Consider the following 24,780-nt stretch of genomic DNA (forward strand, 5'->3'; position numbering starts at 1 on the left):
CACGTTTAATCGATTCTGGATAGCTTTGAAACTTCTGTCCTTTTACTGCCATAAAAAATGCACCCCCTAAAGTTCATCGGTTAAACCAGGGGGTTTTTCCAATGTCTACTTTAAGGGGTGCACTTCAGTTGTTCCCAGGCGGTCTTTTTCATGCGGCTTTTTTGGAGACTTCATAAATCCGATCGACTAACCAACGGGCAATCGCGTTCGAGCTTAAGTAGAAGAAGAGAGAGTAGACGAGATGCCACTCGTGCAATCGATAAAAATCCAGCCAGATAAACAACGGTTCACCTACGAATGCACTAAACAGACTCATTCCGAGCATCCCGTTGAAATATCCCCGGCCCGTCGGAAAAAAGCTATAGACCAGCATAAACAGGGTGGGAACAAGTGTGAGATCAGCAGGAAGCAGGGGAGGCATCGTCTGAATCAGCTTATCAGGATAGCTCCACCATAATAACTCGGTTCCGATGCTATCCAGTACGATCGCCATCATGGCTAGCAACATCCCATAGATAAGGATTTGAGGCAGTCTTTTTTTATCGACAAGCTTCCACCAGATAAACCATGGGACGATGGCGAGGACGAGCAGCAGCCACCATTTCCAGCTTAAGAATTCGTCGGATATCCAGTGCTGATAAGCGATGTTCTGCAGGATTTCTTTTGTCTGTTGGACCTGTTCATACGACGGATAGCCTTGGTTCATACGAAGCACACCCTTTCCAATTGAACGATTGCTACCTAAACATCAAATATAGGTTTTGCCTTGAAGGTGGGTTTCATGATCTCCTGATTTTTACATATTAGATAGTTGTAAAATGGGCATATTAAAAAAACTAAAGGGGAAAAACAGGTCTCAGGTCTCATACCGTATAAAAAGGGGCTGTTCACCTTGTATGAGGGAATAATCAGTCTGGTCTGGCTGGGGATCACATGGAGGTCAGGAGCGTGGCGCGAATGGAGGAGCTTCTATTCCACCATTCTGTATTACATCATTGGTGATTTGCTGTACAATTTTGTATACTATCAGCACCCATTGTGGACATACGGTTCAAGCATGCCCGTCCCGTCGCATACATGGACCAACCTGTGGTATACCTTTTTTATCGTGCCGCTTCATCTGCTCAATTTTCTTTATTTCTTTCCCAAAAGCAGAGGGAAGGCGATCCTTTATATCCTAGCGTGGGCCTCCTTTTACTTTGCATTGGAGTCTTTGTTCAAGTCACTTGGTTATTTTTATCATGCTCATGGATGGAATGTGGGATGGAGCTTTGCTTTTAATCTGATGCTGTTTTCGATGGTACGTCTGCATTTTGTCAATCCGTTGCTTGCGTGGGGGATTCAAGCCGTGATCATGCTCTTGTTCTGGTCTGTTTTTCCTGTACCGAGAGCGTATATCAAATAGCTCGACCACATTTTTTGGACATCCCAAGCATAAAGTCAAGCCTGGCTCGTATACATAGTACAAAGTGTTAGACGAGGAGGGTATCTTAGGATGAAAAAAATGCAGCAGGTAACCAAATTGACAGCGGTACTCGGATTAAGTGCAATGCTCATGACAGGTTGTGGTCTGTTTGGCCCCGAGCAGGAGACCAGCGCACCGATCGACGCGCCGCCGGGTACGGAGGTAAGCGTGGACGGAATCTCAACTGACCCGAATGCTGCCGCAGGTGATCAGGCCAGCGCAGAAGCAACCCAAGGCTCAGTTGATCGCATGGTCTATCTGCAGGACGCCAACGGTTATGTCGTACCGGTATCCCTGACCCTGCCGAAGTCGGAGGGCGCTGCCAAACAAGTGCTCACCTACATGGTAAAAGGCGGCCCGGTGGAGACTCTGCTCCCAGAAGGCTTTACCCCGATTCTGCCGGAAGGTACCAAGGTGCTTGGCATGACGATCAAGGATGGGACAGCTACCGTAGACTTTTCACCAGAGTTCAAGAAATATGAGGCAAAAGATGAAAAGAAAATCCTCGACGCTGTAACCCGCGCGATGACTGAGTTCACACAAGTCAAAAACGTATCAGTCTGGGTGAATGGTACCCCGCTTACCGAAATGCCAAAAGAGAATACCCCATTGAGTCTGATGAACCGCAACCACGGGATTAACATGGAGCTGGCTGACAATGCGATTCCAGGCCGCACCACTCCGGTGACCGTCTACTTTCAAGGGCAGCTCGATGACAAGCGCAGTTATTTTGTACCTGTCACCCGTCTGATCCCAGAGACCAAGGAGCTGGCCAAAGCGGTCGTCGAAGAACTGATCAAAGGGCCAAAAGAAGGCTCCCCGCTGTTCAGCTCGCTCTTGAATACGACCAAAGTGCTCGGCGTGGAAGAGAAAAACGGAACGCTCGTCGTCAACCTCTCCGAAGATGTGCTGAAGTATGACAGCGGCAAGGAAGCCAATCCAGAAGCGATGGAATCTCTGGTGCTGTCGCTGACTGAGAGCACGGGGCTCAAGCAAGTCCAACTCATGGTAGAGGGTAAACCGCTCACGGCTGCGGGTTCCATGGACTTCTCCAAACCGGTTTCCCGTCCGATGACACTCAATGCCATCCAGTTCTAAACAAGCCCCACGCCCTGTTTGGCGTGGTTTTTCTTTGCAACAGGCGCAAAAGTGGCAGAAGCCGTCCCGCAACTGGTATAATAAGCCGGAGTGCCACAGGGCTTACGTGGGCAACGCTAATCCACATTTGACGAAACAATCACAGGAGGAACATAGCATGAGACCAGATGGACGCGCGCAAGACCAATTGCGCCCCGTTAAAATTACCCGCAATTACATCAAACACGCGGAAGGTTCTTGCTTGATCGAAGTAGGAGACACGAAAGTGATTTGCACCGCTACCTTGGAAGAACGTGTGCCGCCATTCATGCGCGGTGGCGGAAAAGGCTGGATTACCGCTGAGTATTCCATGCTCCCGCGCGCCACAGAGACCCGCAATGCCCGTGAATCTGCCAAAGGCAAAGTAAGCGGCCGCACCATGGAAATCCAACGCCTGATCGGACGCGCGCTCCGTTCCGTGGTCAATCTCGAAGCGATGGGCGAGAAAACGATCTGGCTGGACTGCGATGTCATCCAGGCAGACGGCGGTACCCGCACCGCGTCGATCACAGGTGCTTTTGTCGCGATGGTGGATGCGATGCGCAAGCTGGTCGACAACGGAACATGGAAACAGTTCCCGATCACCGACTACCTCGCCGCTACATCTGTCGGGATCATCGAGGGCAATGCCGTGCTCGACCTCAACTATAAGGAAGATTCCAGCGCGATCGTCGATATGAATATCGTCATGACCGGCGCCGGCAAATATGTCGAGCTGCAGGGTACAGGGGAAGAAGCACCATTCTCTGCTGACCAGCTGCACGAGCTCCTCACCCTGGGCGGCAAAGGCGTCAACAGTCTGATCCAAGCACAAAAAGAAGCACTCGGCGAAGTGGCCCTGTTCCAAGCAGCACAGCCTGAGACCGCAACACCAGAACTGGCAACCGCTTCCGTCAAACCAGAAATCACTACGTAAATGGAGTCAACCATCATGAGTAACGAAACCACAACCAAAAGAGTCGTCCTCGCTACCCGCAACCAAGGCAAGGTGCGCGAATTCAACCGACTGTTCGCTCCGCTCGGCTGGGAGGTAGTCAGCCTCGCCGAATACCCAGATGCACCAGAGGTCGTCGAGGACGGCGACACCTTCGAGGCCAATGCGATCAAGAAGGCCAAAACCATCGCCAATCACTTGGGCATCACCGCCATTGCCGACGATTCCGGCTTGGAAGTAGATGCTCTCCAAGGAGCGCCTGGCGTCTATTCTGCCCGCTATGCGGGTGAGCAGGCGACAGACGAGGACAACTGGCGCAAGCTGCTCGCAGAGCTCAAGGACACCCCACTCGCCCAGCGCACCGCACGCTTCCGCTGCACGCTGGCCTACATCGAGCCGGGAGAGGATTTCACTCCGATCATTGCGACCGGTACATGTGAAGGCGTGATCGCCCACGAGCCGTTCGGCACCAATGGCTTCGGATACGATCCGGTCTTTTTCCTGCCGCAGCGCCTGTGCACGATGGCCCAACTATCCAGCGAAGACAAAAATCAGATCAGCCACCGCGCTCACGCCATGCAAAACCTGCTTGAAAAAATCAGGGGGTAACCGGATGAGCATTCTGATCATGAGCGACACCCACGGCCTCGTTCGCGAGGTCAAACAGGTTGTCGAACGGCACCAAGTCGACATGATTCTGCATTGTGGAGACTTCTGTACCGACAAAAGCAAAGAACCGTTCACCGCGATGAAGCTGGTGCGCGGCAACTGTGATACCGACAGAGATGTGCCCGAGGAGCGGACGACACACCACGGTGCGCTGACCATCTATCAGACCCACGGCCATCTCTACGGCGTCAAAAGCTCTCTGTTGAAGCTTCACTACAGAGGCGAAGAGACGGGAGCCAATGTCGTCATCTTCGGTCACTCGCACTATCCAGTCTGTGCCGAGGAACGCGGCATCCTGTTCCTCAACCCCGGCAGTCTGCAGCTGCCCAGAGGCTTCGAAGTCCCTACATACGCGATCCTGACCGAGACGAAGTCCGACGCGGATTCTGTCGACGTCACAGTGACATTTTACGACCATAACGGACAAGTCAACCCAAAGCGCGGCGGTCAATTTTCACTCCGCCGCTAGGCTTTGGGGTATCTTGATATTTTTATGGTATGTGTTATACTGAAGTGGTTATAATGGCAGGTAAATTGCTCTATTTACATAGGTTCACTGTGTTCTGAAAGCAATGTTCTTGGATTCAATCTAGGAGGGGAAGTTTAAGTGGTAGCAAAATGGGAAAAGTTAGAGAATAACCAAGGTGTGCTGACGGTAGAGGTGGATGCCGCTCAAGTAGACACAGCCTTGGATCAAGCATTTAAAAAGGTTGTTCAAAAAGTTAACGTTCCTGGTTTCCGCAAAGGGAAAATGCCGCGCAAACTGTTTGAAGCGCGTTTTGGTGTAGAATCTCTTTATCAAGAAGCACTTGATATCCTTCTTCCAACTGCTTACGGACAAGCTGTTCAAGAGACTGGCATCGAGCCGGTTGACCGTCCAGAAGTTGACGTAGAAAAAATGGAAAAAGGCCAAAACCTCGTTTTCAAAGCGACCGTTACTGTTAAGCCTGAAGTAAAACTCGGCGACTACAAAGGTCTTGCTATCGAAGAAAAAGACTTCACGGTTGGCGATGAGCAACTCAACGCAGAACTCAAGCGTATGCAAGAGCGTCACGCTGAGCTTGTAGTGGTAGAAGAGGGCGCAGCACAAAACGGTGATATCGTTATTATCGATTTCGAAGGCTTCCAAGACGGCGTTGCGTTCGAAGGCGGTAAAGCAGAGAACTATTCTCTGGAACTCGGTTCCAACACCTTCATCGCAGGCTTCGAAGAGCAACTCGTCGGCCTCGTAAAAGGCGAAGAGAAAGATATCACTGTAACCTTCCCTGAAGAATACCATTCTCCAAGCCTCGCTGGTAAGGAAGCTGTCTTCAAAGTAAAATTGAACGACATCAAGCGCAAAAACCTGCCAGAACTCGATGACGAGTTTGCAAAAGACGTAAGCGAATTCGACACAATCGACGAGCTGAAAGCTGACGTGAAAGCGAAGCTTGAAGAACGTTCCGCTAACGAGAAAGATCAGTACGTTCGTGAACAACTCGTGCTCAAAGCTGGTGACAACGCAGAAGTGGAAATCCCTGCTGTGATGATCGAAAACGAACTCGATACCATGGTTCGTGAATTCGAACAACGTCTCCAAATGCAAGGCATGAGCCTCGACCTGTACTTCCAATTCTCCGGTATGGATGAGAGCGCACTCCGCGATCAAATGCGTACTGATGCTGGCTCCCGCGTGAAAACCGCACTCGTTCTCGATGCGATCGCTCAAGCGGAAGGTATCAAGGTAGAAGAAGAAGATGTCAACGCTGAGCTTGAGAAGCTCGCTGGTATGTACAACCGTCCTGCTGACGAACTTCGTCGTATTTTCGCAGCTCAAGACGGTCTGCGCGGTCTCGTATACGACATCGCTACCCGCAAAACCGTTGATTTCCTCGTTGCAAATCGTTAAGCAACCGCATAAGCTTATGGAAGAGCACAAGGCACGAGCGTATTTCGTGCCTTGTTTTTCCACCAACCACCATCCAATTTTGTACATATTCGGTAGAGGAGGTCAGTCCCTATGCTAATCCCTATGGTCATTGAGCAAACCAGTCGCGGAGAGCGTGCGTACGATATTTACTCTCGTCTTCTCAAAGATCGGATTATCTTTCTGGGTAGCGGCATCGATGATGATGTAGCGAACTTGGTAGTAGCCCAGATGCTTTTCTTGGCTGCGGAAGACCCTGACAAAGACATCAGTCTGTACATAAATTCCCCAGGTGGTTCTGTCACTGCGGGAATGGCTATCTATGATACCATGCAGCACATCAAGCCTGATGTATCCACAATCTGCATCGGGATGGCTGCCAGCATGGGTGCTGTCCTTCTTGCAGCAGGGGCAAAAGGAAAACGCTACGCTCTACCAAACGCAGAAGTGATGATCCATCAGCCGCTCGGCGGTGTGCGTGGTCAGGCGGAGGATATCCGCATCCATGCTGACTGGATTCTCAAAACCAAACGCCAGTTGAATGAGATTCTGGCAGAACGCAGCGGTCAGCCATATGAAGTGGTGGAGCGCGATACCGACCGTGACAACTTCATGTCCGCACAGGAAGCGAAGGAGTACGGTTTGGTGGATGCTGTTATCGACCGTGTAGGTGACCGCAAGTAATCGACCAGATGAGAGGTGAACCCCATGTTTAAATTTAACGATGACAAGGGCCAATTGAAATGCTCTTTCTGCGGTAAATCACAGGAACAAGTGCGTAAGCTTGTAGCTGGTCCTGGAGTTTACATCTGCGACGAATGTATCGAACTTTGCACGGAGATCGTCCAAGAAGAACTCGGTACAGACGACGAAATCGATATGAAAGAAGTACCGAAGCCGCTGGAAATCCGTAAAATCCTCGATGATTATGTCATCGGTCAGGACTTGGCGAAGAAATCCCTGGCGGTTGCGGTCTACAATCACTATAAGCGCATCAACACTAGCTCCAAGATCGAGGACGTGGAACTCTCCAAGTCCAACATCGTGCTCATCGGTCCAACCGGTAGCGGTAAAACGCTTCTGGCGCAGACATTGGCGCGTATCCTGAATGTGCCGTTTGCCATTGCGGATGCGACTTCGCTTACCGAAGCAGGTTATGTTGGTGAAGACGTAGAGAACATCCTGCTCAAGCTGATCCAAGCTGCAGACTACGATGTAGAGAAAGCTGAAAAAGGCATCATCTACATCGACGAGATCGATAAAGTGGCACGCAAATCCGAGAACCCGTCCATCACCCGTGACGTTTCCGGTGAAGGTGTGCAGCAAGCTCTCCTCAAAATCCTCGAAGGTACGGTTGCAAGCGTTCCGCCTCAGGGTGGTCGCAAGCATCCACACCAAGAGTTCATCCAAATCGACACCTCCAACATCCTGTTCATCTGCGGCGGGGCGTTTGACGGTATCGAACAAATCATCAAGCGCCGCATCGGTAAGAAAGTGATCGGCTTTGGTGCGGACATGGTGGAAGGCGCAGTGAAGGGTGACCTCAAACCTGGCGAGTACCTCCGTTATGTACTCCCAGAAGACCTGCTCAAATTCGGTCTGATCCCTGAGTTCGTCGGACGTCTGCCAGTGCATGCGACACTTGAGCCTCTCGATGAAGAGACGCTCGTGCGCATCCTGACTGAGCCGAAGAACGCGCTCATCAAGCAATATCAAAAGCTGCTCAGCCTCGACGGCGTAGAGCTGACATTCGAAGACGGTGCCCTCATGCAGATCGCCAAAGAAGCGATCAAGCGTAACACCGGTGCGCGCGGTCTGCGTGCGATCATCGAACAGATCATGCTCGACATGATGTACGAATTGCCATCCCGTGAAGACGTAGAGAAGTGCGTCATCACGGAAGAAGTGGTTCGTGACAAAGTGAAGCCGCAGCTGACCAACAAGGAAGGCGACGTCATCCGCAGCGAAAGCGCGTAGGATTGACATCTCACGCATTCACACAGATAACCATCTCTCCTGAAAAGGAGAGGTGGTTTTTTTGTTTACTCCCTGCCAGCATCGGTAATACTACACAATATAGTTTTGGGTAGATACCTACAGGTGTGATGGGGAGGGATAGGAAATGAGCGAATATGCAACGTTAATCATCGGCTTACTGGAGTTGATCGTCGGTTTTATCGTTGGTATGTACTTTTGGAATCTGCTCAAAAACCAACGAACGGCCACCGCTTCTGTGGACAAGGAGTCACGCAAAGAGGTGGACCAGCTCCGCAAATTGCGAACCATGGCACTGACGGAGCCCCTGTCTGAGAAGACCAGACCCAGTAAACTCGAAGAGATCGTTGGACAAGAGGATGGTCTGAGGGCTTTGCGGGCTGCTTTGTGCGGTCCCAACCCGCAGCATGTGATTATCTATGGCCCGCCTGGTGTGGGTAAGACAGCAGCAGCTCGCGTTGTTTTGGAGAATGCCAAGCAGAATTCGATGTCACCTTTTACGCAAGAGGCCAAGTTTGTAGAGATAGACGCTACCATCGCCCGTTTTGACGAGCGGGGGATTGCCGATCCGTTGATCGGTTCTGTGCATGACCCGATCTACCAAGGGGCCGGTGCGTTGGGACAGCAGGGAATCCCGCAGCCCAAACCAGGAGCAGTGACCAAAGCACACGGAGGCATCTTGTTCCTCGATGAGATTGGGGAGCTGCACCCTGTACAGATGAACAAGCTGTTAAAAGTATTGGAAGACCGCAAAGTGATGCTCGAGAGTGCTTACTACAGCGAAGAGAACAACCAGATCCCGTCGCACATTCATGAGATTTTTAAATACGGTCTGCCGGCTGACTTCCGTCTGGTCGGAGCGACTACACGTACACCGGAAGAGATACCGCCAGCGCTTCGTTCGCGTTGTCTGGAGATTTTCTTCCGTCCCCTGAAGTCCAAAGAGATCGGCAGTATCGTCGAGACCGCCGTCAAAAAGATGGATATCGACATCGTACCAGAGGCGATCAGCGTGATTCAGCGTTATGCCACCAATGGACGGGAAGCGATCAATACCCTGCAGATTGCCGCAGGGATCAGCATGACAGAAGGACGGATTACAGTCGAAGCCTCTGACGTAGAATGGGTGGTGCACAGCAGCCAGAAATCCCCACGCCACGAGCGTCAGGTACATGAGCAACCACAGGTAGGACTTGTCTCAGGTCTTGCTGTCTATGGCCCGAATATGGGTGCATTGATGGAGATCGAGGTGACAGCTACACTCGCCGCCATGCCGGGCGCTGGACGTGTCACCATGACAGGTCTGGTCGAGGAAGAGGAGCTGGGCAACCGCAGCCGTACCATCCGCCGCAAATCCATGGCCAAAGGCTCGATCGACAACGTCCTGACCGTTCTGCACCGTCTGGGCTCCCAGCCGTATGATTATGATCTGCATATCAATTTTCCTGGCGGTGTACCAGTCGACGGTCCATCTGCCGGTGTGGCGATTGCGACCGCGATCTATTCCGCAATCCATCATAAGCCGATCGACAACCTGCTTGCGATCACTGGGGAGATCAGTATTCACGGTAAAGTCAAGCCAGTCGGTGGTGTCGTCGCCAAGGTAGAGGCAGCCCGTCAAGCGGGAGCGACACGTGTCTTGATTCCACAGGAGAACTGGCAGAGTATCTTTGCCGATATGGAGGGCATCGAGATCATCCCGCTCACCACGATTGATGAAGCATTACGCCTTGCGTTTCTGGATGAAGCCGGGCAGGAAGAATCGGAAGAAACAACCGATCTGTCATTTATTCCGCTTGCGACAGATGGCTTTGCTCCCTCTCCTTTTCAGGTGTAAAACCGTATAGTGAAGGGCTCCCAACTGTCTGATTGCAAGCCGTAAGACACAGGGAGTCCACTTGTTTTGCCATCGTTTTGCCGTATTGGAACAAGAAAGCGCCCGCAAATTAGACATTGACTGTCGTTTACGCTACAATGGAACGAAAACAAGGATACATTTGACAATAGGATTGGGAGGTGCTTGGCCATGAGCGAATCTAATAAAGAGCGTGAAATTCCTTTATTACCGCTGCGTGGATTGCTTGTCTATCCAAGCATGGTGCTGCATCTGGATGTAGGGCGCGAGAAGTCAATCAAAGCGCTGGAACGTGCCATGGTGGACGACAATAAGATCTTACTGGCCACACAAGAAGAGGTACAGATCGAGGAACCGGGAACCGAGCAGATCTATCGTGTCGGTACGGTTGCCCGTGTCAAGCAAATGCTCAAACTGCCCAACGGTACCATCCGTGTGCTGGTTGAGGGATTACAACGTGCCAAGATCGAGGATTACGTACAAGAAGACGACTTTTTCCTCGTGACAATTACATATTTAGAAGAAACCAAAGTGGACGAAAATGAAGTAGAAGCATTGATGCGAACGGTTCTTCAGCATTTTGAACAATACATCAAGCTGTCCAAAAAGGTGTCCCCGGAGACATTCACCTCGGTAAGTGATATCGACGAGCCGGGCCGTCTCGCTGATGTGATCGCTTCCCACCTGCCGCTCAAGATGAAGGATAAGCAAGAGGTGCTCGAAGCCGTCGATGTACTCCAACGTCTGGAAATCCTGCTCAATATCCTCAACAATGAGCGCGAAATCCTGGAGCTGGAGCGCAAAATCAGCACCCGCGTCAAGAAGCAGATGGAAAAAACGCAGAAGGAATACTACCTGCGTGAACAGATGAAAGCCATCCAAAAAGAGCTGGGCGACAAAGAAGGCCGTCAGGGTGAAATCGACGAGCTGCGCAACCAGCTGGAAAAATCGGACGCTCCTGAGCGGATCAAGATCAAGATCGAAAAAGAGATCGACCGTCTGGAAAAAATGCCGGGCAGCTCTGCCGAGAGCGGTGTCATCCGCACCTATATCGACACCCTGCTGGCACTCCCTTGGACGCGTCAGACCGTCGACAACCTCGATATCAGCCACGCTGAGCAAGTGCTGGATGAAGACCACTACGGCTTGGAAAAGCCTAAAGAGCGTATTTTGGAGTATATCGCGGTACAGAAGCTGGTCAACTCCATGCGCGGCCCGATTCTCTGCCTCGTAGGCCCTCCTGGTGTGGGTAAGACCTCTCTGGCCAAATCCATCGCCCGTGCGCTTGGACGTGAATTCGTCCGCATCTCACTTGGTGGCGTGCGTGACGAAGCAGAGATCCGTGGTCACCGCCGTACCTATGTCGGCGCGATGCCAGGCCGCATCATCCAAGGAATGAAAAATGCCGGTACGGTAAATCCAGTCTTCCTGCTCGATGAGATCGACAAGCTGGCTTCCGACTTCCGTGGCGATCCGTCTTCCGCGCTCTTGGAGGTACTCGATCCGAACCAGAACGAGACCTTCAGCGACCACTATATCGAAGAGACCTATGACTTATCCAATGTCATGTTCATCACCACAGCCAACTCTCTGCACACGATCCCAGGCCCGCTCCTCGACCGTATGGAGACCATCTCCATCTCTGGCTACACCGAGGTAGAGAAGCTTCATATCATGCAGGATTACCTGTTGCCAAAGCAGATGGAAGATCACGGCTTGGGTAAGGATAAGCTGCAGGTATCAGAAGATGCCCTGCAGAAGGTGATCCGCCAGTACACCCGTGAAGCAGGCGTGCGCAACCTCAACCGTGAAGCCGCCAACATCTGCCGCAAAGCTGCGAAGATCATCGTCAGCGGCGAAAAGAAAAAGGTCGTCATCACACCAAACACCGTAGAGTCCCTGCTCGGCAAACCACGCTACCGCTATGGTCTGGCTGAGAAGGAAGATCAGGTGGGAGCAGTAACAGGTCTGGCTTGGACCTCTGTCGGCGGTGACACGCTCAACATCGAGGTCAGCGTATTCCCTGGCAAAGGGAAGCTAACCCTGACCGGTCAACTCGGTGACGTGATGAAAGAATCGGCACAGGCGGCATTCAGCTATATCCGTTCCCGTGCCAAAGAACTCAACATCGACCCAGAGTTCAACGATAAGAACGATATCCACATCCATGTGCCAGAAGGTGCCATCCCTAAAGACGGACCATCTGCCGGGATTACCATGGCGACAGCGCTCGTCTCCGCGCTTACAGGTGTGCCTGTACGAAGAGATGTCGGGATGACCGGTGAGATCACCCTGCGCGGCCGTGTACTGCCAATCGGCGGTCTCAAGGAGAAGAGCCTTGCCGCTCACCGTGCCGGACTGACCACTGTCATTTTGCCAGCCGAGAACGAAAAGGATCTCGAGGACATCCCAGAAAGCGTCCGCCAAGAAATAACCTTCCATCCGGTCGAGCATCTGGATGAAGTATTAAAAATTGCATTAGCGAAAGAGACTGTGAAAAGCAAATGAAAATTAACTCAGCAGAATTTATCATAAGTGCAGTAGGACCTGATCAATATCCAAAGACCGGCCTGCCAGAGATTGCTCTGGTAGGTCGCTCCAATGTAGGGAAGTCATCCCTCATCAACCGGATGCTTCAGCGTAAGGCGCTGGCTCGTACCTCACAGAGACCGGGCAAGACGCAGACGCTCAACTATTTTTTGGTCAACAAAGACATGTATTTCGTGGACTTCCCAGGCTACGGGTATGCGAAGGTGGCCAAATCGATCAAATCCCAATGGGGCAAAATGATCGACACTTACCTCACGTCCCGTAAAGAGCTTAAATTCGTCGTTCAGCTGGTCGATATCCGTCATGCGCCGAGCAAAGACGATATCGCGATGTATGACTGGTGCAAAGCGATCGGGCTGCCGACCATCATTGTGGCGACCAAAGGCGACAAAATCGCCCGAGGTAAATACCAGCAGCACCTCAAAATCATCCGTCAGGCGCTGAATTTCCGTCCGGAGGATACCATGATCGTCTTTTCATCTGAGACCGGAGTGGGTAAAGATGAACTGTGGGGCGAAATCCTGCGCCGTCTGAAAATGGCGGACGAAGTGGAGCAAGCGGACGTGGAGCTTGCTCGGGCAGATGTAACAGAACAAGTGGTAGACCGTCCTGATGCTAACGAAAATGAAGTGGAAGCAGAGTCGCCTGCTGCAAGTGCAGAGAGAGGGTAGCGGGAGGATTCCTCTTTTTTGCAGGGAGGAAGAGAGATGAAACGGACAGAGCCTTTTGCGATACGTGGAGTAATCGAGGGATTTTATGGCAAGCCATGGAGTCACGAGGAACGTCTGGATATGCTGGACTTCATGGGACGCCACGGCTTCAATGCGTATTTTTATTCTCCAAAAGATGATCCATATCTACGCGACAATTGGCAAGCACCGCATCCAGCTGATCAATTGGCGCACATCGATGCACTGATCCAGCAGGCCAAGGCGTGCGGGCTGCATTTTTACTATTGCCTAAGCCCTGGGGTCAGCATGGAATACGCCAATGAAGCCCATGTGGATTTGGTGGTGCAGAAGTTCAAGTTCATGTACCTGCGCGGGGTTCGTCATTTCACTCTGTTGTTTGACGATATCCCGCAACAATTGATGCACGAAAAAGACCGGAACCGCTTTGAACACGTGGCAGACGCCCATGCGCAGACCGTCGTGCAGGTGTGGGAGTTGTTGCAGAGCTTCGGCGGGGTGGAGCGGTTCGTCGTCTGTCCTACCGTGTATAACGGAATCGGGCGCGAGCCTTACATCAGTTATCTTGGCGCAAACATTCCGAAAGATATCGCGATTTTCTGGACGGGACGCTTCGTCTGTTCGCCGCACCTGACCGACGGGGATGCGATCCGTTTTGCCGAATACACAGGACACCAACCGCTTTATTGGGATAACTATCCGGTCAACGATCTGGCGATGATCCACGAGCTGCACCTAGGGCCGCTGATGCACCGTGATCCACAGCTTTACCTGCACTCTCACGGCTATGTCTGTAACGCGATGGAGCATGTGGAAAGCTCCAAGATCCCGCTGATCACCATTGCAGACTATCTCAATGACCCAGAAGGCTATGACCCGGACAAATCCTACCGCAGAGCGATTGAAGAAGTGGTGGGCTACGAGGATGCGGAGCCGTTCATGCTGTTTGCTGACAATGTGCGAAGCTCCTTCCTCAATGATCTGGAGTCGCCCAATCTGATGGATGTCCTGCATGATTTCCGCTTTCAGTTCCTGCACGGACAACAGGAAGTGGCTGTGGCTCTGCTCCGGGAGACCTTCGAGGAGATGGAAGAGAGTGCCACCTATCTCTTGACCCGGATGAAAAACCACAAGCTTGCCCGCGAGACACATGCCTGGATCAAGAAGTACAGCTATTGGGCCAAGGTGGGGCAGGCGGCGACCAAGCTGATCGATGCCGGCCGGAAGGGGCGGATGATCAGCGCGGGGATGCAGCTGGTGAAGCTAAAGCACTGGCTGAGAAAAGCAGACCGCATGCCAGAGCGAGTCTGTGGCAGCGTGATGAAGCTGTTTGCCGAAGCGGTGCTCTTGGAAGTGAAGAAGCAGCGGATTTAAGTCTATCTAAGTCTAAGTAATAAAAAACCATGCCAGCCTCCGAATAGGGAGGAAGGGCATGGTTTTTTTTTGGTTTGTCAGAATGTTACGGTGTAGGGGTGTTTACGGATGTTCTGCCGGACTGCTGGCGGCATCGGTATCATCTGTTGCAACGCCTGCCGGGGATGTCACAGGTACGACAGATAAAGGGACATAAACAGTCAGCCCTGCGTAGCTGATTTGGATGATGGTGTTGCCTTCACTGACTCCAGTCAGCAAGCCGTTGGCGCCAACTGTCGCGATCAGGCTGTCATCGCTTGTGTAGACTGCCTGACTGGTCGCATCTTCGGTCGTCCCATCCTGCATGGTGGCGTTTACGGTCAATTGCTGCGTACCGTATACCTCCAGCGTGATGGAAGATGGTTCGGCGGTCAGGAATTCAACAGTTGGTTCGGGTTCAGAGACGGCGATGTCTATGGATTCTCTCACACTTTCCCCAAACTGGTTTTTGGCATAGACAGAATACGTGTACGCGTTGCCAAGACTTACAGTGGAATCGGTGAAGCTGGTATCTGTTCCTTCATAGATAACCTGCCCATCGCGGTAGACTGCATAGCTGTCCGCCTTGGAATGCGGTGTCCATGTCAGGGTAGCAGCAGTTGGTGTCACTTCGGCTGCCTGTGGATTCAAGCCAGAAGCGGCAAAGTTATATCCGGTGGCTTGATTTTGATAGGAGGTATTGTCATAGGCGGTCTGGGTAGAGAGCTCACTTAGTTTCCAGTTGCCAATCAATCCGTTTTCGTTCCCGCTTAATCCGTGTACGAGGTCGGTCATGATCTGGCTTTCGGTGCGTGCGCCTCTCCAGACACGTACATCAGCCAGCCAGCCTTTGAAGTCGTAGTCTGGTCGGTTCACATCCGAGAAGTTTCCGATGACGATCCCTTTGGTCACTGTACGGTTGCTCATAACCGGATTGATATAATGTTGGAGCTGTTGTTTTTGACCATTGACGTAGAGTTCCAGGCGGTCTGCTCCAAGTTGTCCGTTGGTAAACACAGCCGCTACGTGCGCCCAATCATCAAACGTTTTGTTAACAGGAATCCCAAGTAGATTATTTTCACCTGTATTAAATCCGAAGTAGCCATTTACAAACTCAAGGTCATAATAGCCATTCCAGCTAAATGGCATGGCTTTGTTTTTTCGATCCTTCCATTTGACCCAGAACTCTACGGTTGTCTGTGCATTGGCGGTTAGATCGCTGGAGAGGTTATCAGCCAGAAGCTTGTCATCCTCCCCGTCAAAATAGAGTGAGTCTCCATGAGGCGGCTCCTTTGGAATCACCGGGTCTTTAAAATCGATCTCAAACATGTTGGAGGAGACCGCTGTGGTGGCACCGGTGATTTTGGCAGGATCGACCGTCACATAGGCGTTCTTCACGTCATTGCTGTTGGTATGGTATACAGCTTGGCCTGTGAAGGAGACCGTAAACTCCTGATTGCTGATGCGTGTTACCTGATAGCCGATACCTTCTGGAAGGTTATGCACGGTGACACCTGTGCCAAGATCATCGGCGAAGGATGCATTGGTGAGACGGACGTTTTGGACTGTGGTGATGCTGCCATCGTTGGCGTCTGCTTCAGGTACGGTCAAAAGAGAAGTCTGCAGGATCGGAGACAGCTTGGTTTTGATGAATTCGACCTCACCCAGACGGATGGTATTCGTGTTGTTGCCGCCCGGACCTGTGAAGACAACCTTATAGGCTTTGTACGTGACAGGCTGGTCGAGCATGAATTCTTTTTTCACACCAAGTTTCCAGTCAGAAGCGGTCTGATTGCCGCCAATCGCTTGCCAGGAGCTTGGGGTGGCTGGTTCATTGGAGCCGTACAGTTGCCAGGAGGCAGGGGCTTCCTTGGTGGTCGCAGGCATGGAGACATCGGAAAACGGGGTCATCGTGTATTTGAAGATCGTTTCCTGTGCAGGGAAAGTATATTGGAACCAGATGGAGCCCGGTTTGGTACTGTCGTACGTGAACATCAAGCCGGACGAAATGACATCATCAAAAATCTTGTAAAAGAGACCACTGTTCGGGGAAGCAGAAGCGGTTCCAGACGGTGTGGTATCGCCCGTCATTTTCGGCACCAGATCGGCATCCTTTACGGAGAATTTGAAAGGTTTGGTCGTCAGGTCAGAAGTGAGATTGGTGTAATTGATTCCGATGATTTTGTTTTTGTTAACCGTAACAGAGGCATCGTCGATGATGGAACTGCCCACATTGGCTGCATTTCCGGTAAAAGAGATACGTAGGGAACGGTTATCGTTCTCCAGTTTGGCATTGGATACTAAGCCTTCTGGCAGATTGTTGACGATCACATCCGCATTGGTGATATCAGAGGCAAATGTACCACTGGTCAGTGTAATGACTTGGGTTTCGGTGACACTGCCGTTATTGGCATGGGTTTCGTTGATCACTTCAGCGCTGTGCTGAAGGCGGGGATTGAACGCCCCGATCAACTCGACTTCCCCCAGACGGATGGTATTGGTGTTGTTGCCGCCTGGACCTGTAAAGACAACTTTATAAGCTTGATATGTGACAGGTTCATCGAGCATGAATTCTTTTTTCACACCAAAGGTCCAGTCGGAAGCAGTCACATTCCCTCCGATCGCCTGCCAGGAGTTAGGGTTGGCTGGATCATTGGAGCCATACAGTTGCCAGGAGGTAGGAGCTTCCTTAGCAGTTAAAGGCATGGAAGACTCGGTGTATGGGGTAAAGGAGTATTTAAAAATCGTCTCCTGTGCAGGGAACGTATACTGGAACCAAATGGAGCCCGGTTTGGTTTGGTCGTAAGTGAACATCAAGCCGGACGAGATACTGTCATCAAAGATCTTGTAAAAGAGACCGCCGGAAGCGGAAGCAGTGCCAATCGGCTCGGTATCATTCGTCATTTTGGGCACCAAATCATTATCGGTTACAGAGAAGGTAAACGGTTTGCTCGTCAAATCAGAAGGAACCGCAGCAGAAGCGAGTCCGATGATTTTGCTCTGAGGGATGGTGATGGTAGCATGATTGATTACAGAACTCCCTACAAAAGAGGCATTCTTGGTAAAAGCAAGCTTCAATTTGTTGGTACTCCCAGTTGGGACTGTGACAGTGGTCTCCAAGCCCTCCGGCAGATTATTGACGATTACGTCCGAACTGGTCATTCCTGTCACAAAGCTGCCGCTCGACAGCGTGATCGTCTGGGTCTCGGTGACACTGCCGTTATTGGCATGGGCTTCATTGATCGTGTCGGCACTGAGCAGAAGCTGTGGATGGTAGGGTCCGATCAGCTCTACTTCACCAAGACGAATGAGTTTGCTAGTGCTGTTGTAAGCGTTAGGACCAGTGAAGATAACCTTGAAGGCTTGATAGGTGACAGGTTGGGCGAGGACAAATTCTTTCTTTTTCCCATATTCCCAATTGGATGCGGTCATGGTGCCGCCAATTTTTTCCCAAGCACTCTCATCGGCAGGATTGTTGGAGCCATATAACTGCCAAGAGGAAGGGCCTTCCTTGGCGGTCAGAGGAGCGGAAGCATCGGTATAAGGAGTAAAGGAATACTTATAGATCGTCTCTTGTGCAGGGAAGGCATACTTGAACCAAGCTGCTTCCGGTTTGGTGCTGTCGTAGGTAAACGATGTGCCTGTTCCAGTTTTGTCATCAAATAAGTAGTACGAAATCCCGCTGGAAGAAGAAGCAGTCCCAATCGGAGTCGTGTAGTTCGTCATTTTCGGAACCAGGTCGATGAATGAAGCTTCTTCCGCATGGGCTGTCTCTACATCCCCATAAGGAGCAGGCCCGAAAATTGCTGATGCAACCAGCAGGACAGTCAGAAAAGAAGCAAGCCATTTTCTGATGGATAGCATGATGAAAATCCCTCCTAATTCTTTTTATGAATATGTCTATAATTCTCTCAAATCTTACCATGTCGAATTGAGAATAAAAAGAGGATGGTTCGACAATTTATGAAAGAGAAAAAGGCCGCCGAGTGTGTCCGGCAGCCTTTGGAGCCATTGCTCTTTTGCTGTTCGCTTATTGCACGGTATTGGTGAAGAAATCATACTTGTACGCCGTTGCATTCGGATCATAGTCCGGTTGGTAGTACTTCGGTGGGTGGAAGCCCCAGTACATCGAGATGACGCCTTTGACAGAGGAGCGATTCGCACGTGCTGTCCACTCGATGATGGTACCCGCTGGATAACGGCCAGTCATATTGACGGTGAACTGGTGACCGTTCTTAGTTGCAGTCGTGGCTGTCCATGCAGAAGTACCCTGCTTGCGGTGGAAGATCACTACGTCGCCTGAGTTGATCGACTCTTCCCCTGCGGAGTCATGTGCATAGGCATAGACGCTTGCGGTGTTGCTGTTAAATGTGGAATAAGAGATGAAGTCGAGGTCTTTCCCGTTATCCCAGCCTGTTACGTGACGGTAGTACGGCTCGTTGCGAATCCATACGTCGGACACGCCGTCTGTACCGGTATCTCTGCGCAGACCGAAGTGCAGGTGAGCCGGGTACACGCCGTTTTCGCTTCCGGAACGGGCAACCAGCTGTCCTTTGGTTACAGCACCGCTGGATACGACGATCGAGGAGAGGTGGTCGTATTTGACGAAGACGTTGTCATTTTTGATACCGTCGCCGTTGATATCATAGTACAGGAACATTTCGTAAGCACTTGGGCTTGCTGAAGTAACCCAGCCGTTCCATTGGGCGTAGACGTTGGTTCCGTAAGCCGCGCCAAGGTCGGTACCATTGTGCGGATTGGTTCCGTTGACGTTACGCGGCTGATTGAATTTGGAGGTGACTATCAGCACGGAGGCAAGTGGATTCCCGAGCTGTGTGGTGCCAGCACCGGTGGAGGTGTTACCGAACACAACGGAGTAATCGGCTGCCCCTACAGATGTAATCCCCGCGACAACGGTTAAAGCAAGCGCCATGAATGAGGACCAAAACTTTTTCATCTTGTCCGCTCCTTCCTATTATTCTTCGTCGACTGACATCAAGAGGGTTTGCGATGTCAGGTCTTTGAGATTTTCGACAGGCACAACCAGCTTGTCGTCTGCCCATTTCACATTGTCAGAGAGAACGTGGTTTTTCGGCAGATCGAGTACTTTGCTTTGTTTTTGGGCGAGGTCGTAGGTCAGTACCTTCAGCGCCAATTCCTTGTCGGTCAGATCGGTTACGATGCGTTGGTTGTCAGCAGAGAAGTCGAAGGTGTAGGAGCGGAGCGTGTTATTCTCATCGCCTTGGAAGACGAGGCTCTTCTCTTTGCTTGTGAGGTCGAGCGCGTATACCTTGATCGCTTCATGGCTTCCTTGGGTGTAGAGAATGGTCTTGTGATCGTCACTTTGGCCGGCATACTCGAAGTCTTCCACCAGTGTAGCAGCTTCCTTGGTAGCAGGATCGATGGCAGCCAGTGCTGTGCCTTCGTCTGGAGTAGCCATGTTCTCATAGGTCTGGACGAGCACCTGACCATCCTTGGACCACCCGACCAGCTTGAACATGCTGTGGCCGGACGATTCGTAAATTTTGGTCTCTTCGCCGGATTTCAGATCATAGACGAACAGGGAGATGTGGGCTGGGGAATTCTCCACTTGGTCACGGTTGGTGATGTAAGCGATGCTCTTCCCGTCAGCAGACCAGACAGGTACGCTTGCCCAGCGGATTTCTACGTGGGAGTGGTCTTCGCCAGGAGTCGCATCGGCATTATGCTTTTGCTCCAGCTCGTTCAGATGTCCACGGAGTTCCGTGTATTGGCTAAGATCACCGATTGGGGTGACATCTTGTGTTTTTGCGTTAAAGAGGTAAAGCACATAGTTATGTTCAAAGACGAACAGGTCTTTCTGTTTTGGATTGGGAATCAGCAATGGGTAAGCAGTAGCCTTGTCTTGCACGTATGTAGTCCCACTGTCTGTCTCAACCGAGTACAGGTCAAAGCTGAACGCTTGCGTATGCTCAGAGCCTTTTACCTTGATGACCTTGTGTTTGAGTGATTTGTTCTGTTTCTCGCCGTCTTTCAGAGAGAGTGCATCGATGCCGAGGATGGCGTCGGTTTTTACTTTGTCCCCGGCTAATTCAGGCTGCGTGTCGAGCATAGCAGCAAAATGATTCATCTGCTTCTGGGTTGGTTTGGTCATGAGAATGGTTTCGCCGTTCGCATCAGCGACAACGGTGACGGGTTGATCCGCGATCACTTTGCCATACGCCTGCGAAGAAGCGCCTTGCTGCCAGACCACGCCAAGAACGGCACTGGTGGCAAGCAGTGACCCAGTCAGAGCCAAAAACGTTTTCTTAGAAAACACAGCAATCCCTCCTAAAAGAATAATTGAGATGGAATATACTGCTAATATAATAGAAAAAATAACATTTTGTCAATTGTGCCTATTTTTGATACTTTGTTTATACGAAAACTATCAACTGGTTAGGGGAATGAACTATATAATCACCGAGTATCTTCCTATTAATAATAGTAATGTGATATGTGTTCATAGAAAAGCATAGAGGAATGGCGGGTCTGTCACGCAACCGTTTGCATGAATCTGCCGATCCGTCTCAGCAGAAGACCTGAACCGATGACCCCGAAAACGTTTTTGTCCCTTGCTATGCTTGAACAAAAAAGTACCTCCTGCTTTTTGGCTGGAGGTACTTTTTACCCATTTTTGTCAGATTGGTGTGAATGTAGGTCAGGTCACGTCAACTTGTCTTCCGGGCTGACCTGGGTTTTGCGCAGGGCTTTGAACCAAGCGGCCACAGGCAATTCGGCGAAAATCATGCCGGAGAAGATCAGGACACATCCTAAGATCTGGCGGATGGTCAGAATTTCATTGGCCCAGAGATAACCGGTCAGAGCAGCAAACACAGGCTCCAGCGCAAAAATCAGTGCCACATGACTCGGTGATGTGTTCTTCTGAAAAGTAGTCTGCGCCAGAAAAGCAAGCGAGGTAGCCGGAATCGAGCAGATGAACAGCGCCCACGCCACATTAGGGCTGGTCAGAACCCCGATGTCAAAGGCCAGCTGCCACTCTTCAAAAAAGAACGAATAGAGGGAGCTGAGCACCGCCACTGTGCTAATCTGCACGATGACCAACGGGAGCGATGCGAACCTCGGAGCGTATTTGCCAGTCAGGACGATCTGCAGGGCAAAACAAAGAGCACAGCCAAACACCAAAATATCGCCTAAGTTAAGCGCGAGCGAGTCACCCAATGTCAACAGATACAGACCGCCTACTGCTGCACCGACACCGACGAGCACAGGCCAGCTGATTTTATCTTTTAATATGAAGAAAGCCGTCAGCGGAACCAGCACGACGGCCAGTCCGGTGATGAATCCTGCCTTGGAGGATGTGGTGTACATCAGCCCTACCGTCTGAAATGCATACCCGCCGAACAGCCACAGTCCAAGGAACGCACCAGCCCCAACGAGCGGGAGGGTGAAGCGGGCCTCACTGTTTTTGCGGTAAAACAGCCACCAGACACCGACTAAGAAGGCAGCGGCAATGGCGAACCGGACCGCGTTGAACGAGTTGGGCGGCAGGGTAGCGATGGCATTCTGCACCACGACAAAGGTAGCTCCCCAGATGAAGACCACCAAGAGCAGGATCAGGTCAGCCATAAATGCTTTTTTCAACAATTGTTTCTCCCCATTTCACAGTATGATGTCTCTTTTTAAGTAAATGTGTGGATGGTTGGTTCCATACCTGTTGTTACTTCTTTCATGAAGCGGGCAATTCCTTTTCCGAAAGTTTGTTTCTTTTTTTAGTGATTATCGTCACACTTCTTGCGTTTTGTTTATGATAAACTAGGGAACAGTAGGAAGAATACCTGACAAATTTCGTCATCATTCTTTTTGAATCAACCTTAATAAATCGTTCACATTTTAAAATGCGCGTTCACGGACATAATGTTATAATAATAGTTGTTTTTAAAGAACGAACATAGAATCTGGGAGGAAGGTTATGGAACTACTAGTACTTGGGCTCAATTATAAAACTGCACCTGTCGAAATTCGCGAAAAGTTTACATTCAGCGACGACAGCACACCGCGGGCTCTGCATCTCCTCTCCCAGACCAAGAGCATTGTCGAGTGTGTCATTTTGGGTACATGCAACCGCACCGAGATTTATGTCGTGTGTGACCAGTTGCATACAGGCCGTTTTTATACACGTAATTTCTTGGCTGAGTGGTTCGGAGTGGACAAGGATGTATTCTCCGAGCATCTATATATCAAAGAAAACGAAGAGATGATCAACCACCTCTTCACCGTCACCTGTGGACTTGATTCCATGGTCGTGGGGGAGACACAGATTCTGGGGCAGGTGCGCAATGCATTCCTGCAGGCACAGCAGTACGAGACGACAGGAACCGTATTTAACACCCTGTTCCGTCAGGCTGTCACCTTGGCGAAGCGCGCACACACCGAGACTTCTATCGGTCAGAATGCGGTGTCTGTCAGCTATGCGGCGATTGAGCTGGGCAAAAAGATCTTCGGCTCCTTCGCAGGAAAAAACGTGCTGATCCTGGGCGCTGGTAAAATGAGCGAACTGACTGCCAAGCACCTGCATGCCAATGGAGCGGCACACGTACAGGTAGCCAACCGTACGCTGGAGCGCGCCCGAACGCTTGCGGACAAGTTCCAGGGAAGCGCCTGTACCATGGAGCAATTGCCAGAGGCGTTGCTCCGTGCGGACATCGTCATCAGCTCTACTGGTGCCGAAGGATATGTGATCAACAAAGAACAGCTCAAGCCAATCATGAAACAGCGCAAGAACCGTCCGATCTTCATGATCGACATCGCGGTTCCGCGTGACTTGGACCCGGCGTTGCATGATCTGGAAAACGTGTATCTGTATGACATCGATGATCTGGAGGGAATCGTGCAGAGCAACGTGGCGGAGCGCTCCAAAGAAGCAGAGCGCATCGAAGTCATGATTGCCGAAGAGATCGTTGCTTTTACGCAATGGTTCCAGACGCTTGGAGTCGTACCGATGATCGCCGCCCTGCGCGAAAAAGCGATGGGCATCCACAGCGACGCGATGAACAAGATCGAAAACAAGCTGCCTAACCTAAGCGACCGCGAGCTACACGTGATCCGCAAGCATACGCGCGGAATCATCAACCAGCTCTTGCATGATCCGATCGTCCGCCTCAAGGAGCTTGCGGCTCAAAAGAGCGGCAGTGAGGTGCTTGAGATCTTTTCAACGATTTTTGCACTGGAAGACATCCTAGAGCGTGAGCAAAAAGAACAAGAGTGGATGGCAGCCAAACAAAAGGCGAAGGAACAGAGCCAACAGGCTGGACTGGCCACCCGCGAGCAGACGATTCGTTAATCACATAGAGACAAAGGGGAGAGGAACATGGCGGACATGAGATGGGTCTATGATTTGACGATCTTTCTCTACGCAGCGAGCGTTCTCTTCTACTTCAACGACTTTTTGCAAAGCAACCCAAAGGCCAATCGACTGGCTTTCGGGTTGCTGTCTTGCGTTTGGGTCATGCAAACGGTGTTTTTCGTCTCTCAAGCGCTGGAGAAGTCTTATTTGCCAATAGTCACGATGTTTGAGACGCTCTTTTTGTATTCATGGGTGTTAGTCACGCTTTCACTTGTGATTAACTATTTTTTTCGCATTGATTTATTGGTGTTTTTTGCCAATGTAATCGGGTTCGCTGTGTTGACCCTGTCGATGTTTCTCTCAGACGGTTCGCCGGTCGGACCGCATGCGACCATCTCTGATATGGTGTTCATCCATATTACGATTGCCATCTTCAGCTATGGGGCTTTTGCAATGTCGATGATTCTGTCCGGGATGTATCTCCTGGCTCAGAAGATGCTGAAGGAAAAGCGCTGGACACCGCTTCTGCGGCGCCTGCCGAGCTTGGATAAGATGGAACTTTTTGCGTACCGGGCCAATATGCTCGGGGTGCCGCTGCTTCTGCTTGCGGTGATTCTCGGAGCGATCTGGGCGCATCTGGTTCTGCCCAACAGCTTCTGGTGGGACACCAAGGTATGGACGTCTCTGTTGGTAGTGGCGCTCTATTCCTTTTCATTCTATAAACAGAGCACAGATGCATGGCATGGACGTAGAGTGGCCTGGTGGAACATCCTGTCCTTTGCCATTTTGATGCTCAATTTTTTATTGGCAGACCCTTACTCCCAATTCCACAAGTGGTCGTAGTCAGAAAGTGAGGAGAAACA

Annotated in this window: 19 protein-coding genes; 14 read left to right on the forward strand and 5 right to left on the reverse strand. The window is 51.0% G+C overall.

Translation table 11 applies throughout. The features are described from left to right. Positions 1–148: 148 nt before the first annotated feature. Positions 149–706, reverse strand: a complete 558-nt coding sequence (locus FGI41_RS11075; RefSeq protein ID WP_139490212.1) for a CBO0543 family protein — start codon at positions 704–706, stop codon at positions 149–151. 186 nt (positions 707–892) lie between these two features. Between FGI41_RS11075 and FGI41_RS11080 the strand changes: the two genes are divergently transcribed. From FGI41_RS11080 to FGI41_RS11135, 12 genes are all read left to right on the forward strand, one after another. Continuing rightward, positions 893–1,405, forward strand: coding sequence for a CBO0543 family protein (locus FGI41_RS11080; protein ID WP_139490213.1), 513 nt, complete (start codon positions 893–895; stop codon positions 1,403–1,405). A 90-nt stretch (positions 1,406–1,495) separates the two neighbouring features. Then, complete coding sequence (locus FGI41_RS11085) at positions 1,496–2,563, forward strand: GerMN domain-containing protein (RefSeq protein WP_139490214.1); 1,068 nt, start codon at positions 1,496–1,498, stop codon at positions 2,561–2,563. 157 nt (positions 2,564–2,720) lie between these two features. Further along, complete coding sequence (rph, locus tag FGI41_RS11090; RefSeq protein ID WP_139490215.1) at positions 2,721–3,518, forward strand: ribonuclease PH; 798 nt, start codon at positions 2,721–2,723, stop codon at positions 3,516–3,518. A 15-nt stretch (positions 3,519–3,533) separates the two neighbouring features. Continuing rightward, positions 3,534–4,145 carry an XTP/dITP diphosphatase gene (locus FGI41_RS11095; protein ID WP_139490216.1) on the forward strand — a complete coding sequence of 204 codons (612 nt, stop codon included), beginning with the start codon at positions 3,534–3,536 and terminating at the stop codon, positions 4,143–4,145. A gap of 4 nt (positions 4,146–4,149) precedes the next feature. Next, positions 4,150–4,674 (forward strand): metallophosphoesterase family protein, encoded by a 525-nt coding sequence (locus tag FGI41_RS11100; protein WP_139490217.1) that lies wholly within the window; start codon positions 4,150–4,152, stop codon positions 4,672–4,674. Between the two features lie 138 nt (positions 4,675–4,812). Further along, entirely contained in the window at positions 4,813–6,093 is a 1,281-nt protein-coding gene (tig, locus tag FGI41_RS11105; RefSeq protein WP_139490218.1) for a trigger factor, read from the forward strand. 111 nt (positions 6,094–6,204) lie between these two features. Next, complete coding sequence (gene clpP, locus FGI41_RS11110; RefSeq protein WP_139490219.1) at positions 6,205–6,795, forward strand: ATP-dependent Clp endopeptidase proteolytic subunit ClpP; 591 nt, start codon at positions 6,205–6,207, stop codon at positions 6,793–6,795. A gap of 24 nt (positions 6,796–6,819) precedes the next feature. Then, positions 6,820–8,088: an ATP-dependent protease ATP-binding subunit ClpX gene (clpX, locus tag FGI41_RS11115; protein WP_139490220.1), complete on the forward strand. Its 1,269-nt coding sequence runs from the start codon at positions 6,820–6,822 to the stop codon at positions 8,086–8,088. Between the two features lie 145 nt (positions 8,089–8,233). Then, a complete protein-coding gene (gene lonB, locus FGI41_RS11120; protein ID WP_139490221.1) occupies positions 8,234–9,943 on the forward strand; it encodes an ATP-dependent protease LonB in 1,710 nt (569 codons plus the stop codon). Between the two features lie 189 nt (positions 9,944–10,132). Further along, positions 10,133–12,469: an endopeptidase La gene (gene lon, locus FGI41_RS11125; protein WP_139490222.1), complete on the forward strand. Its 2,337-nt coding sequence runs from the start codon at positions 10,133–10,135 to the stop codon at positions 12,467–12,469. Beyond that, a complete protein-coding gene (yihA, locus tag FGI41_RS11130; protein WP_139490223.1) occupies positions 12,466–13,182 on the forward strand; it encodes a ribosome biogenesis GTP-binding protein YihA/YsxC in 717 nt (238 codons plus the stop codon). The genes lon and yihA overlap by 4 nt, the downstream gene beginning before the upstream one ends. Before the next feature lie 36 nt (positions 13,183–13,218). Then, positions 13,219–14,574: a protein O-GlcNAcase gene (locus tag FGI41_RS11135; RefSeq protein ID WP_139490224.1), complete on the forward strand. Its 1,356-nt coding sequence runs from the start codon at positions 13,219–13,221 to the stop codon at positions 14,572–14,574. 102 nt (positions 14,575–14,676) lie between these two features. Here the strand turns inward: FGI41_RS11135 and FGI41_RS11140 are convergent, their stop codons facing one another. From FGI41_RS11140 to FGI41_RS11155, 4 genes are all read right to left on the reverse strand, one after another. Beyond that, positions 14,677–18,456 carry a LamG-like jellyroll fold domain-containing protein gene (locus FGI41_RS11140; protein WP_139490225.1) on the reverse strand — a complete coding sequence of 1,260 codons (3,780 nt, stop codon included), beginning with the start codon at positions 18,454–18,456 and terminating at the stop codon, positions 14,677–14,679. 166 nt (positions 18,457–18,622) lie between these two features. Beyond that, a complete protein-coding gene (locus FGI41_RS11145) occupies positions 18,623–19,549 on the reverse strand; it encodes a M23 family metallopeptidase (protein WP_139490226.1) in 927 nt (308 codons plus the stop codon). A gap of 18 nt (positions 19,550–19,567) precedes the next feature. Then, a complete protein-coding gene (locus tag FGI41_RS11150) occupies positions 19,568–20,890 on the reverse strand; it encodes a TolB family protein (RefSeq protein WP_139490227.1) in 1,323 nt (440 codons plus the stop codon). A gap of 386 nt (positions 20,891–21,276) precedes the next feature. Next, complete coding sequence (locus FGI41_RS11155; protein ID WP_368656686.1) at positions 21,277–22,215, reverse strand: DMT family transporter; 939 nt, start codon at positions 22,213–22,215, stop codon at positions 21,277–21,279. A gap of 328 nt (positions 22,216–22,543) precedes the next feature. Here FGI41_RS11155 and hemA point away from each other — a divergent pair, with 328 nt between their 5' ends. Both hemA and FGI41_RS11165 read left to right on the forward strand, forming a co-directional pair. Beyond that, positions 22,544–23,914 carry a glutamyl-tRNA reductase gene (hemA, locus tag FGI41_RS11160; protein WP_139490228.1) on the forward strand — a complete coding sequence of 457 codons (1,371 nt, stop codon included), beginning with the start codon at positions 22,544–22,546 and terminating at the stop codon, positions 23,912–23,914. 27 nt (positions 23,915–23,941) lie between these two features. Further along, positions 23,942–24,760, forward strand: coding sequence for a cytochrome C assembly family protein (locus tag FGI41_RS11165; RefSeq protein ID WP_139490229.1), 819 nt, complete (start codon positions 23,942–23,944; stop codon positions 24,758–24,760). The last annotated feature ends 20 nt before the right edge of the window (positions 24,761–24,780 follow it).

This window comes from Brevibacillus dissolubilis (genome assembly GCF_006170445.1).
In the GTDB taxonomy this organism is placed as follows: domain Bacteria; phylum Bacillota; class Bacilli; order Brevibacillales; family Brevibacillaceae; genus Brevibacillus_B; species Brevibacillus_B dissolubilis.

Coding starts and splice junctions, on each gene's coding strand:
- FGI41_RS11075 (WP_139490212.1), bottom strand. CDS start 706: ATGAACCAAGGCTATCCGTCGTATGAACAGGTCCAACAGACAAAAGAA.
- FGI41_RS11085 (WP_139490214.1), top strand. CDS start 1,496: ATGAAAAAAATGCAGCAGGTAACCAAATTGACAGCGGTACTCGGATTA.
- rph (WP_139490215.1), top strand. CDS start 2,721: ATGAGACCAGATGGACGCGCGCAAGACCAATTGCGCCCCGTTAAAATT.
- FGI41_RS11095 (WP_139490216.1), top strand. CDS start 3,534: ATGAGTAACGAAACCACAACCAAAAGAGTCGTCCTCGCTACCCGCAAC.
- FGI41_RS11100 (WP_139490217.1), top strand. CDS start 4,150: ATGAGCATTCTGATCATGAGCGACACCCACGGCCTCGTTCGCGAGGTC.
- clpP (WP_139490219.1), top strand. CDS start 6,205: ATGCTAATCCCTATGGTCATTGAGCAAACCAGTCGCGGAGAGCGTGCG.
- clpX (WP_139490220.1), top strand. CDS start 6,820: ATGTTTAAATTTAACGATGACAAGGGCCAATTGAAATGCTCTTTCTGC.
- lonB (WP_139490221.1), top strand. CDS start 8,234: ATGAGCGAATATGCAACGTTAATCATCGGCTTACTGGAGTTGATCGTC.
- lon (WP_139490222.1), top strand. CDS start 10,133: ATGAGCGAATCTAATAAAGAGCGTGAAATTCCTTTATTACCGCTGCGT.
- yihA (WP_139490223.1), top strand. CDS start 12,466: ATGAAAATTAACTCAGCAGAATTTATCATAAGTGCAGTAGGACCTGAT.
- FGI41_RS11135 (WP_139490224.1), top strand. CDS start 13,219: ATGAAACGGACAGAGCCTTTTGCGATACGTGGAGTAATCGAGGGATTT.
- FGI41_RS11140 (WP_139490225.1), bottom strand. CDS start 18,456: ATGCTATCCATCAGAAAATGGCTTGCTTCTTTTCTGACTGTCCTGCTG.
- FGI41_RS11145 (WP_139490226.1), bottom strand. CDS start 19,549: ATGAAAAAGTTTTGGTCCTCATTCATGGCGCTTGCTTTAACCGTTGTC.
- hemA (WP_139490228.1), top strand. CDS start 22,544: ATGGAACTACTAGTACTTGGGCTCAATTATAAAACTGCACCTGTCGAA.
- FGI41_RS11165 (WP_139490229.1), top strand. CDS start 23,942: ATGGCGGACATGAGATGGGTCTATGATTTGACGATCTTTCTCTACGCA.